This is a genomic window from Streptomyces sp. NPDC001770, assembly GCF_053596135.1.
Map to the genome: position 1 here is coordinate 1 of NZ_JBSFFN010000008.1, position 12,588 is coordinate 12,588.

The window sequence follows — 12,588 nt, forward strand, 5'->3', positions numbered from 1 at the left end:
CCTGGCCGAGGATCTCCACCAGGCGGTCGGCGCGGGCCCGGGTCCGGTTGGCGACGACGATCTCGCCGACGCCGGTACGGGCCAGGGTGGGCAGCGCGCTTGCTGCGGGGCCCATCGCCGTACCGGTCCGTACTACCGGGCCGTGCTACCCCACCGCGAACTTCTGCGCGGCGGAGCTGTTGCAGTCCCAGATCTGGAGCCGGGTGCCGTTGGCGGTGGCGCCGCTCGGGGAGTCGATGCAGCGGCCGCTGGTCGGGTTCTTCAGGGAGCCGTCGGACTGCTTCACCCAGGACTGGTAGCCGCCGGTGTTGCAGGTGGCGAGCTGGAGCTTCGTGCCGGCCGCGCTGTTGCCGCCGGCGATGTCGAGGCACCTTCCGAGGGTCTGGAGGGTCTGGCCGCTCCAGGTCCAGTGCTGGTCCTTGGCCGCCGCCTGGCAGTCCCAGAGCTGGACCGCGGTGCCGTCGCCGCCCGTGTCGTCGCCGGCGACGTCCACGCACTTGCCGCCAGGGCCGACGATCGTCGAACCGCCCGTGGTGCCGCCGCCCGAACCGGGCGCCTTGTTGTACACGGCCACCGAGTCGATGATCAGCTTGCCGCCCGAGACCGTGGCCGCGTTGGGGCCGCCTCCGAAGGCGTCCGGGAAGCCGCCGCCGATCGCCAGGTCGTAGATGATGAAGAAGGGGTGGTCGATCGCGTCGGCCCAGGTCGTCGCGTCGACCTGGTTGGCCTTGACGGTGAAGAAGTTGTTCCCGTCGAGGTAGAAGCGGACCTGCTCGGGCGAGACCGAGCGGTCGATCTCCACCGCGTAGTCGTGGAAGCCGGTCTGGCAGCCGGAACAGGCGCGCTCGCCGGAGCCGATGCCGGTCGACTCGCCGCACGGGCCACCGGGGTTGACGCCGCAGTGGATGGTGGAGAAGTCGGAGCTGCGGCCGTTGATGTCCTCCATGATGTCGACCTCGCCGGACTTCGGCCAGGTGACACCGGAGCGCAGCGGGGCGCCGAGCATCCAGAACGCCGGCCAGTAGCCCGCCCCGTTGGCGGTGGTCACGTTGGGCTGCTGGAGGACGGACTCCATGCGTACGACTCCGCCTGCCGGGGCGCCGAAGGTGGCGGCCTGGGTCTCCACACGGCCGGAGGTCCATCCGGCCCTCGGGTCGGAGCCGGAGTGCAGTGCCTGGAGGACCAGGTGGCTCTGGCCGTCGTAGTAGACGTTCGACGTGCTGTTGGTCATGGTCTCGATCTCACCGGTGCCGAAGCTGCTGCCCGGCCCGGTGTCGTACTTCCACAGGCCCTGGTCGATGCCGGTGCCGGACGCGCCGTTGAAGTCGTCGCTCCAGGTGAGGGTGAAGCCCGACGGCGGCGCCGGTACGGACGCCTCCGCGGTCGCCGTGCCGCCGACGGTGAACGCCGCCGTGACCGCGACGACGGGGAGCAGCCTGAGCGCTTTGGCCCACCCGCCGCGTCGCGATTTTGCCCAGTTCAAGCGCATATGTCCGACCTCCGGGGAGAAGCGTGCCTTCGCATGGCCGCTCGGGCAACCCTGACGGGGCATCACCAGGTATAGACCTGAGATGTCATGAACACAGCTTGTCGGTGGGTCCTGCATTCGACAAGACACCTGACACGTTCTCCTTCGGGTGCATTCGCCTTCACAGGTTGAAGGGAGACCCCGATCGCACGGCTACCGTCCCGGGAAAGCGATCGGCCCTTCCGGAGAACCGCGGAGGTTCTCCGGAAGGGCCGTACGAAGGGACCGCGTGCCCCCGCCAACGGTTCGACGGAGACGTTCGGCCGGCTACCGCAGACCGGGCAGGCGCAGCGGCTCCGACCAGTCCGTGGACGGCGACCAGCCGCCGTGCGAGCCGGAGGACCCGGATCGGTCCGGGTCGCGGTCGGTGGACCGCAGCCCGACCGTGTAGGTCCGGGTGACCGCTCCGTCGGCCGAGGTCACCTTGATGGTGCGGGTGGTGAACCTGGAGCCGGAGCCGGAGGACGAGAGGATCCTGCTGCCCTCGGTGACCTTCACCTTCGCACCGGGCTGGGCCGGTACGGCGGTGACGGCGGGGGTCTTCGCGTTCTTCTCCACGTCCACCACGTAGGTGGAGACCGCCGGGTCGAACCCGTCGATCGCCACCCCGCCGACCGTGATCGCGCTCGCGTCGGCGATCGCCGCCTTGGTGGCGTCGGCGAAGTTGGTCACGGTGACCGAACCGTCCGCGCCGACGACCACCCGCGCGGCCATCGCGGCGGCCAGGTTGATCCGCTCCCAGCTCTCCCCGCCGCTCCCGGTGAGGTCGAGCGGGTAGCCGGAGTCCGTGGCGGTCTGCTCGATGATCTGCGTGCGCTGCTCGGCGGTGAGGTCCGGGAAGGCCGTGATCAGCAGGGCCGCCGCGTCGGCGGGTGCGTGGAGCGCCTGGCCGGACTCGCCGACCTGGGAGAAGCCGTAGCTCAGGCGGCGCGTGTACACGTCGACCTGCTGGCCGGTGCTCAGACCGGCGTACGCGTCGCCCTCGCAGGCCGCGAGGGTGCTGCCGTATCCCTCCTCCTCGCAACGGGCGAGCAGCACGTTCTCGATCTCGGTGTGGGCCTGGGCGAGCAGCTCCTCGAAGGCGGGGTCCGCCCAGCGGTGGGCGACTGTGGCCTGGGCGCTCATCCGGCCGCCCATGACGTCCAGCGGGTAGTGGAACCCGAGGATGACCCGGTTGTTGCCGTACTCCGAGGTGCGGGCGAGGATCGACGGCGCCAGCTCCGGCAGGAGGGTGGCGAGAACGGTCCCGGCTTCGTAGCCGCCGTAGGTGTGGCCGCTGGGGTACGAACCGCTGGTGGAGAGGCCGCTGTACGAGCCGTCCTGCGACTCGTAGACCCGGCCACCGTCGCCGACGAACCCGAGCCGGACGTACGGGCGTTGGTAGGCGTAGTAGTTCTTCGTCGCGTCCACCCGGTCGAGTTGCGAGGAGACGCGGGAGAACAGGGCGCTGGTCTTGGGCAGTCGGCCGTCGTTCAGGGCGTCGGCGTAGATCGTGCCGAGCCGGGAGCCGAGGCCGTCGGCCATGGTGACGGTGGCGCTGTGCGTCGCGTCGACCTCGGCGCGGTCCACCTCCTTCTGGGTCGCCGCGTTGTTGATGGAGACGGCGATCGTGTCGTTCTCGGCGGTGAGCGGGGTGCCGGCGGGCACCTTGGCGTTGGCGCCGCGGATGTCGGTGGAGAGGTCGGCGAAGCCGTCGAGCAGGTCGCGGAAGTAATCGCTTCCGTCGCCGGTCGTCGGCCACTCGTCCGAGGGATAGCTCGCGTCGAGCGTGGCCGCCGGGAAGGCGGACGGCTCGTACGCGGCGGTCGCCGGAGCGGGCGGAACCGCGGCCTGGTCGGCGGAGGTGCCGGCCAGGGTCACCGCGGTCACCGTGGCGGTCTGCGCCTTCGCCTTGCCGCCGGTGGTGAGCAGCGCGGTGTCCGCCGTGGCGGAGACGTGCGCGGTGGTGCCGTCGCCCAGGCGGACGGTGTAACCGACGACCGGGAATCCGCCGTCGGCGGCGGGGCTCCAGGTCACCCGGGTGTGCTTGCCGCGGGTGACCACGCCGGTCACGGTGGGCTGCTGCGGCTTGCCGCCCGCGGTCACCACGGGCGCCGTGGCGGCGCCGGCGCGCGAGGTGCCGTACGCGTTCACCGCGCGGACCCGCGCGGTGAACGAGCGGCCGGACCGCAGCCCGGTGAAGGTGGTGCTCCGGCTGTCCGGGTCGGCGATCCGGACCTGGTGGCCGTCGTCGAGCGTGACGGTCCAGCCGGTGACCGGCGAGCCACCGTCGTCCGCGGGGGCGGACCAGGCGACGGTGACGCTGGTGCCGGACGGGCTCGCCGAGACCGCGTCGGGCGCGAGCGGCGCCGACCTGGGCTTGGTGGTGAGCGCCGAGACGGCGTGCCGGAGGGCGTCGTACCGGGCGGTGAGCGTCGCGTCCGTGGCCGTGCCGTCGGCCGCGGCCGTCTTCGCGGCGGTGAGTGCGGTGGTGAACGCCTTCCAGGAGGATTCGGTGTAGCGGGTGTTCTCCAGGGCCGAGGCGGTCTCGACCAGCTCCTCCAGGGTGAGCCGCGCGAGCGGGATCAGCTGGCTCGCGGCGAGGGTGAGGCTGCGGGTGCGGGTGTCGACTTCGAGCTGGGTCGCGTCGCCGGCGTCCAGCAGGGCGCGTGCGGCGTCGAGTTCACGCGTGTACACCCCGAAGTCGATCGCGTCGTACCGGTCGGAGTGCTCCGCGAGGCCCTCGTACCGCTCGATCGCCTCGCGCAGCGCGGACGGATCCGTCGCGGCGGGGGCGTCGACGTGGTCGAAGGTGATCCGGCCCAGGTTCGCCACGTACGGGTGCGCGGAGTCCGCGGTGGTCACCAGGCGCAGGTGGAGGTCGTGGGTGCCGGTGATGCCCTCGGGCAGCGTGAGGCTCGTCGTACCGCCGGACGACCAGGCGCTCCCGGTGACGGGCAGCGGGACGGTGGCGTACGGGGTCCCGGGGGCGGCCGGGTCGAAGGCGTCCAGATGGATCTGGATGGCCGAACCGGTGCCGCAGCGGGCGGAGTTGTTGGCGTAGGTGACGGTGACGGTGTTCTTCGCCGAGGCGCCGAACGTGATGTCCCCGTAGTCGAGCCAGGCTCCGTCGTAGGTGCCGCCGAGGTCCGTGGTGGACCCCGCGCCGCTCCAGGAGACCGGCTCGCTCTTGAGGCCGCCGCCGCTGTTCGAGCGGAAGGCGGTGGCGTCGACCGCCACGGGGGCGGCGGCGTCCTGCGCCAGGGTCATCGCGTAGACGTTGGCGACGTAGGGCTGGGCGGACGTCTGGGTGCTGGAGGCGAAGACCGCGTAGACGTCCTGGACGCCCTTGAAGACGGCCGGGTCGAGGCGGACGGTGGTGGTGGCGAGGGTGCCCCAGCCCGAACCGGTGTAGGCGAGCGGGATGTCGGCGGCCTTCGGGCCGTCCGCCGAGCCGAGGTGCAGCTCGATGTGCGAGTCGGACGCGGCGCGCGTCTGCGGTTTGTCGTAACTGACGGCGACGGTGTCCGCGCCGGTGCCGAGGCCGGTGGCCTTCCACGCGGCCCAGGCGCCGTTCGTCGTGTTCTCGAAGATGCCCCCGGACGTCTTGAGGGGAAGCGAACCACCGCCGGTCGACGTGGCGTTGGCCGCGGTCAGCGTGGCCAGGGTGGTCGAGGAGGACGCGGCGGCCGGGTACGGTGAGAACTGGTACCAGTCGAAGTTCGACACCCACTGCTGTCCGGCCGGGGCGTGGAACACGAAGGTCGCGCTCTCCGCGGTCAGCAGGGCATCCGGGTCGGTGACGGTCGCCTGGACCGTGGTCCAGTACTGCCAGCCGCCGGTTCCGGGAAGCTGGGCGGTGGCGACGACCGGGCCGTCGGCTCCGCCCGCGTGGACGTCGACGCTGCTCGGCTTGGCGCTGGTGGCCTGGGAGTTGGCGTAGCGCACCGAGATGCCGCGCGGGGCGACACCGCCGAAGTCCAGCTTGGAGTAGCGCTCCCACGAGCCCTCGGAGACGCCGCCGAGGTTGCCGTCCGAGTTGTTGCGCTCGCTGACGAGGCTCGGGCCCTCCTTCTCGTCGGGGGACTCGGCCTGGAGGACCGCGTAGCCGCCCTCGTCGATGGTGAGGGTGGCGACGGCGGACCGCAGCGCGTCCTCGGCGGCCATGAGCGTGCCGGTCGTGGACGCGGAGTCCGCGAGGACGGTCCGCGCGCGCTCCAGCGCCGACCGGAAGAGGCTCCAGGAGCCGTCCGAGTAGTTGCCGGCGCGCACCGGGGACGCCTGGGCGACGAGTGCGCCCAGGGTCGTACGGTGCACCGCGGCGGCGGAGACGGTGAGCGGGTCGGTCGGGGAGATCCCGGTACCGCGCACCGTGGACGCCTCCCCGCCGTGGGCGAACGCCGCGTCCTGGAAGGTGATGCCGAAGTGCGCGTCGACCTCGGTGCTGCCCTTGAGGGAGACGGTCGCGGTGTGCGCGTCCACGACCCGGAGGTCGGCGGTGACCCCGCCGGGCAGTCCGGTGACGGTGGCCGCCCCGGACGTGGTCAGGCTGGTGCCCTTGCGGGCGGCGAAGGTGGCCGGTCCGGAGAGGGTGAGCCGCACGCTGCCGTCGACGGTGCCGTCGGCCTTGGTGGCGAGGGTGGCCGGCTTGGCGGAGACGACGGTGTCACCCTTGCCCGGGGCCGTGCCGGAACCGGTGTCACCGGTGTCGGTGTTCAGCGAGTACGCGGGCTTCGTGGCGGCGCCCCACGTGGAGGGCTTGGCGCCCATGGTGAAGTCGAGGGTGCCGCCGGCGATGATCTGCGCGTAGTCCAGCCAGGTGTTGTCGAACTTCTTGCCGTTGAGCTTGGCGCTCTGCACGTAGTAGTCGCTCGGCGAGACGCCGTTCGCCTTCACGGTGAACGTGGCGCCGTTGGCGTAGGTGATCGTCGTCGAGTCGAAGAACGGGCTGCCGATCTGGAACTGGCTGGACCCGGCGGTCACCGGGAACAGGCCCAGGGCGGCACCGACGAACATGGTCGACATGGTGCCCGCGTCGTTGTCCATGGTCGGCAGGAAGCCGTTCGGGGAGAGCTTGTAGACCTGCGTCTTCACCGGCGGGGTGAACTGGCCGCCACCGCTGGGGGCTTCGTTGGTGGAGCCGGTCGCGATGTACCGGTTCCAGGTGGTGCCGGTGTAGATGGAGCGCACCCACTTCTGCGTCAGGCTGGGCTCGCCGACGTAGTTGAAGAGGTACGGGGCCTGCAGGTCGATCTCGTTGGCGTTGGAGTGCAGCATGGTCGAGCCGTCGTCGGCGGAGGAGTCCTCGCCGAACATGTGCTCGACGGCGGCCTTGCCGGCCTTGTCGCCGCCCATGGCCTCGATGAGGCCGCCCATGTCGTACGCGTCGTACCAGTGGTACTGCCAGAGCGTGCCCTGGTAGAGACCGGCCTCCTCGAACTTCTCGTAGTCGGCCGCCTGCCAGTCACCGCTCGCCGCGCGCGGGGTGAGCAGGCCGACCTGGGTGCCGTCGGGCGCCTTCCAGACACCGGACTTCACCAGGTTGTCGATCGCCATGGTCGACTGCTCGCGCAGCTTCACCGCGTCGTCGGTCCTGCCGAGCGCGCCGGCGATGACGGAGAGCGCCCACTGGTCGTAGCCGCGCTGCACGGTCGTACCGGGGTCACCGGCGACGTACCCCTGCCGCAGCTGCGCGCCCGTGTAGTACCCGGCGTACGCCATCAGCGCCGGGTACGCCTCGTCGAGCCGGTCGAAGTTCTTGAACCCCTTCGACAGCGCGTCGGCGACCAGCACCGCCGAGCGCTCCCAGCGCACGGTCGGCACCGAGTGGGTGAGGCTGCCGAGGCTCTTGCCGGTGGTGCGGGTGTCGGCGAAGAGCTCGATCAGCGACTGCACCATGTCCCGGTAGGTGGCCGGGTCGATGTACGCCTCGACGGAGTACTTGCGGAAGTCGTCCCAGGTGGACCAACCGTCGTAGTACGTGAAGCCGTTGGCCTTGTGCACCGCCCCGTCGGCGCCGCGGTACGTACCGCTGGTGCTGGTGGCGTTCACCGGCAGCGCGTACATCCGGTACAGGTGGGTGTAGAACTCCCTGGTCAGCGTCGACCCGGGGTCGGACGTGGCGGAGGCCTTCACGGCGACCGCGCCGAGGGCGCTGTTCCAGGCCGCCTTGGTCCGCTCGCGCGCCTGGTCGAAGGTGAGGCCGCCGACCTCGGCCGCCTGGTCGGTCACGGCCTGTTCGGCGCTGATCGGCGAGAGCGTGACGCGCAGTTCGATGTCGTCCCCGTGGGACGCGTCGAAGCCGAGCACCGCGCCGGTGTCCGTCCCGTCCCGCTCGGTCGCGTCGCTCAGCTTGCCGTCACCGCCCCAGCTCTTCAGCGAGGTCACGGGGACGTTCGTGGTGGCGGCGTAATACATCTGGTACGAGGCGCCGTTGAACGAACCCGCGATGAGCCCGGTGATCGACGTGGTCCCGTCCGGGAGCTCCGTCGCCTTCAGGGTCGAACGGGTACGGCTGGTGAAGTTGTTCGCCAGGTCGAGGACGAGCTCGGGCTGCGAACCCGCAGGGAAGCTGTACCGCTCCAGCGCCGTGCGCGTGGTCGCGGCCATCTCGGCCTCGATGGTGCCCGGCCCCTGCTGCACGGAGGAGGCCGTACCGGAGAGGGCCCCGAGCCCCACCTTGTACGAGCCGGGGCTCGCGGACTCGTCGTCGTGGCTGTACCCGTGGGCGTACGTGCTCGTCGCGGGGCGGCTGTCGTACCGCACCGAGGTCGGCACGACGAGCAGGTCGCCACCGCCGCCCGAGCCGCCGACGCCGTCGAGGTCGGTCGCGGTGAACCCGGCGATGTGGTCCTCGTTGTAGTCGTACCCGGGGTGGTTCCGGTTCGGCGTGGTCAGCGGGTTGACCTTGGCCAGGCCGTGCGGCGCCTGCGCGCCGGGCAGGTCGTTGCCGTCGTCACCGGCGGTCGACACGAAGGGGTCGACGAGCGCGGTCCAGTCCGTTCCGGAGGTGCCGGACGTACCGGCGGACGTGCTCGCACCGGGCGCGGCGAAGGCCACGCCGCCACCCGCCAGCGCGGCGGCGCCGAGCGCCCCGGTGAGCAGGACGGCGACCGCCGCGCGCAGGGGCCGGCGACCGGCGGGGGCCGCTCCCGCGCGTATCGCGGGAGGCAAGGGGGGATGGGATCTGATGGACACGGAACCTCTCAGGCGTCGCACTGCGTCGCACGGTTCGGCCTCACCAGAAGACAACGTTGTCAGCCCACGACACCGGGCGTGCAACCCAGAAACAGCAGGACGGAAGTGAACACCGCGATCATCTCTGCCGTGTTCACGACCGTCCACCATCAGACACGGAGAAAACGTACGAGGGGCAAACAATTCCCGCCGGGGAGGTGACCGCGCCCGGCGCGCGCACCCGGAGCATCCGGTCCCGCGCGGGGACGGACGGGGGACGGGCGGGGACGGGCGGGGACGGGCGGGGACGGGCGGGGCCGGACGTGGCACAGCAGGGGGAGGCAGGGGGCGGCAGGGAAACCGGGGCCGGACCGCGCGCGGGAGGAATTCGTGGCATGCACGCGATCAGCTGTGTACGGTGAGCCTCTTCGGACGCCGACGCGCGAGTGGATACGGGGGACTTGGCGTCATGACGCACGAGCCGGGCGGGGCGCACCCGCATCCGCCGATGCCCGCACAGCCACCGAGGCCCGCACCGCAGGAGACTCCGCGGCCCGCACCGCCGGAGCCTCCGCGGCCCGATCACGGGCCGCCCAAGTGGTCCTGGTGGGTCGTCGGCATCCTGGTGCCGGTACTCGGCCTGATCGTCACGCTGGTCGTCCAGGCGGGGAACAACGCCTCACGCGACCCGCTCGCGCCGCCGTCGGCAGCGGCCCAGGACTCGGCGGAGCCCGAATCGCCGGCCTCCCCCGGGACGTCGGAGACCCCCGGCCCGGCCGAGACGCCCGCCGGCGACGTCGTCACCACGGCGCCCCCTTCGCCGTCGCCCTCGCAGGGCTCGGCGAAGATCCTCAGGACGGGGGAGTTCACGCTCGCCGAGGGGAACAGCGCCGACCTCGAACACGGCACGGTCGGAGCCTCGGTGGAGAGCCCGGACATGGCGTGGAGCGGCGGCGGCTCGTTCTCGGCTCTGAACGGTCGGGTGGCCGAACCTTCCGAGGGCGCCACTCCGAAGGTATGCGACCACGTACTCCGCGCCTTTCCGCAGCCCACGGGGGAGATGAACTCCGGCCTGGAGGGGACGTGGTTCTGCATGCCAACCAGCGCGAACCATCTGGCGGCCGTCGCGTGGCTGGGCCGGGGGACCGACGGGATGCGGTTCCACTACATCGTCTGGGACACCCCCGCGCCCTCCGACGAGGAGTAGGCCGGCACCCGGCGACCGGGCCCTCGGTGGTCTCGGCGGTGCTCTGCGTGGGAGTCCTCGCCGAGGGGATCCGGCGCATCGGCGTGGTCCGGTCATCGCACCCGCGCTGCGAAGCGTCAGCTGACGGCGTCTTCCGCGCGGGTGTGGGCGACCAGTGCGTTGGCGTGGCCGTGGCCGAGGCCGTGGGTGGTCTTGAGCCAGGCGACCAGCTCCATGTGCTTGGTCAGGGGGGACGCGCGGATCAGTTCCTTCCATTCCGCCACCGGACGGCCGTACGTCTTCTCGATCGAGGGAAAGTAACTGGCGGGGCCCTTCGAGGAGTTCGTCATGCCGGGGCAGACCCCTCGGCCGCCCGGAAACCATCGGCCGGCGAGAGTGACCCGCCTCACAGCTGCCTGGGATGTGCGGTACGGGCGAGCCCCCGTACCGCACACCCGCGCGGGCGCTTCTCCTTACTGTCCGGCCGCGTTGAGCAGATCGAGGACGCTCTGCTGACAGCCGTAGTCGCTGCTGCCCGAGCCTCCGTTCCAGTGCGGCCCGTACTGGTCGAGCGCGTTGCGGTCCTTGGCGTAGGCCGCTTCGGCCCAGCGGTCGAGGGTCGCCGCGTACGGGTGGTCGCTCAGCTGGGTGTCGAGCCTGCCGAGGCCGCGTACGTACGCCCCCTTGAAGGACGGGCCGTCGCCGGTGCAGTCGTCACCCTCGCCGGGCTCCCGCAGCACGCCGTCGGTCTGGAGCCGGACGGTGGACGCACCGGCGAGGGTGCGGGCGGTGGTGAGCAGCGCGGAGTCACCGGTGGCCCGGTACAGCTCGGTGAGACCGCCGAGCACCACGCCCTGGTTGTACGTCCAGGTGGGCTGGCCGTTGTTGGCGCAGGCGTCGGTGAGCCCGTCGTTGATCATGTGGTCGCCGTTGATCATCCCGCTCCCCTGGAACCACGACCACTCGGCCTTCGCCCGGCCCAGGTAGACCGTGTCGCCGGAAATGCGGTTGTGCAGTGCCGCGTTGAGCTGGAGGAAGAGCTCGTTGGTGATGGCGTTCTTGTACGTCGTCGTCCGGTTCCACAACACCCCGCCGCCGCAGGTTCCGTTCCAGTACGCCTGCATGTGATCGGCGTCGGCACGGGCCGTGTTGAGGTACCGGCTGTCGCCCGTCGCGTCGTACGCGGCGACCCAGGCCAGGCCCCACCAGCCGGTGTCGTCGAGGTAGTCGTTGCGGAAGCTGCCGCCCTGGGCGTTGATGTTCTTGTCGTAGGTGGAGGCGATGGCGTACCGGTAGCTCGGCATGCCGCTGAGGCGCGCGTTGTCGAGCACGGCGGTGAGCGCGTTGGCGGCGGTCCACCAGCCGTTGCCGCCGAACAGGCCGGTGCCCCGGTCGTACGACATCATCAGCCCGGTCGCGGCGGCGGTGGAGCGGCTCCAGGCGTTCCAGTTCACCCGCGCCCAGCCGGTGCAGGTGATCTCGGGACGGTCCCCGGCCTTGCCGCAGGCGCGCAGGGCTCCGACGCCGGCGGTGCTCCAGTCGTCGACGTTGTACATCTGGGTGCGCCAGCCGCTCGATCCGGCGGGGACGGCCGTCGCGCCCAGCCTGCTCCCGGAGGCCCAGCTCCGGCCGCCGTCGAAGGAGCGGTCGATCCAGACCTCGTCCCCGGCCGAACCGTTCTCGATCGAGGCCCAGCCCATGACATCGTTGTCGGACAAGTGCAGCCGGATGCTGCGTCCGTACAGCGCGCTGCTCACCGGCGTCCGGTCGGAGGTCGCGGTGGCGGGATCGCGGGCGTCGCACTGCTTGTTGCAGATGGCCGCCTCGGCTGCGGCGGCCGAGGATTCGGCGCCGGAGGCGGACTCGGCGGCCCGTGCGGTCGCTGCCGGGAGGGCGGTGAGAAGCAGGCTCGCGAAGAGGGCGAGGACGGCCGGGCGCCGGCCTCTGCGGGGGTAAGGCATGCGACAACTCCTTGCGGGTGGTGGGGGGACACGCCGGCGGTCGGCCGACCCGATCAGCCGACCGGACTATCAGGTCCATGTCAATACACGTGCACGACCGGCGCCCGGGAGGAGCGTGGGACTGGTGTGTGCCGACCACTCGTGCGGGTGACATGCCGCGTCCCCGCCCGCGCCCCGCCCGCCGGGCCGCGAGACTGGCCGGGCCCGTAAACGCACACCGAAGGATCGTCATGGCGGAAGAGCTGTACGCGACGTTGAAGACCAACCAGGGTGACATCGAGGTCCGGCTGCTGCCGAACCACGCGCCCAAGACGGTGCGCAACTTCGTGGACCTCGCGACGGGCGAGCGCGAGTGGATCGACCCGAACACCTCGCAGCCGAGCAACGCCCCGCTGTACGACGGGACGGTGTTCCACCGGGTCATCGAGGGCTTCATGATCCAGGGCGGCGATCCCCTGGGCAACGGCTCGGGCGGCCCGGGCTACAAGTTCGCCGACGAGTTCCACCCCGACCTGGCGTTCACCAAGCCCTACCTGCTGGCCATGGCGAACGCCGGTCCGGGCACCAACGGATCGCAGTTCTTCATCACCCTCGCCCCGACGACCTGGCTCACCGGCAAGCACACCATCTTCGGCGAGGTCACGAACGACGCGAGCAAGAAGGTCGTCGACGCCATCGGAACCGCGTCGACCAACCCGCGCAACGACCGCCCGGTGCAGGACGTGGTCATCGAGCAGGTCGTCGTCGAGACCCGCTGA

The 12,588-nt window shown here is 71.4% G+C and carries 6 protein-coding genes; 2 read left to right on the plus strand and 4 right to left on the minus strand.

Annotated elements, in window-relative coordinates; genetic code table 11:
* Positions 1 to 145: 145 nt before the first annotated feature.
* Complete coding sequence (locus ACWCSV_RS09555; protein ID WP_451140224.1) at positions 146 to 1,489, minus strand: ricin-type beta-trefoil lectin domain protein; 1,344 nt, start codon at positions 1,487 to 1,489, stop codon at positions 146 to 148.
* A gap of 306 nt (positions 1,490 to 1,795) precedes the next feature.
* On the minus strand, positions 1,796 to 8,680 hold the full coding sequence (locus ACWCSV_RS09560) for a glycoside hydrolase domain-containing protein (RefSeq protein WP_451140226.1): 6,885 nt from the start codon (positions 8,678 to 8,680) through the stop codon (positions 1,796 to 1,798).
* Positions 8,681 to 9,152: 472 nt separating this feature from the next.
* Between ACWCSV_RS09560 and ACWCSV_RS09565 the strand changes: the two genes are divergently transcribed.
* Positions 9,153 to 9,890, plus strand: a complete 738-nt coding sequence (locus ACWCSV_RS09565) for a hypothetical protein (RefSeq protein ID WP_451140228.1) — start codon at positions 9,153 to 9,155, stop codon at positions 9,888 to 9,890.
* Between the two features lie 116 nt (positions 9,891 to 10,006).
* Here the strand turns inward: ACWCSV_RS09565 and ACWCSV_RS09570 are convergent, their stop codons facing one another.
* On the minus strand, positions 10,007 to 10,219 hold the full coding sequence (locus ACWCSV_RS09570) for a DUF4287 domain-containing protein (RefSeq protein ID WP_451140230.1): 213 nt from the start codon (positions 10,217 to 10,219) through the stop codon (positions 10,007 to 10,009).
* Positions 10,220 to 10,342: 123 nt separating this feature from the next.
* Positions 10,343 to 11,830, minus strand: a complete 1,488-nt coding sequence (locus tag ACWCSV_RS09575; protein ID WP_451140232.1) for a glycoside hydrolase family 76 protein — start codon at positions 11,828 to 11,830, stop codon at positions 10,343 to 10,345.
* 230 nt (positions 11,831 to 12,060) lie between these two features.
* Between ACWCSV_RS09575 and ACWCSV_RS09580 the strand changes: the two genes are divergently transcribed.
* Positions 12,061 to 12,588 (plus strand): peptidylprolyl isomerase, encoded by a 528-nt coding sequence (locus ACWCSV_RS09580; protein ID WP_451140234.1) that lies wholly within the window; start codon positions 12,061 to 12,063, stop codon positions 12,586 to 12,588.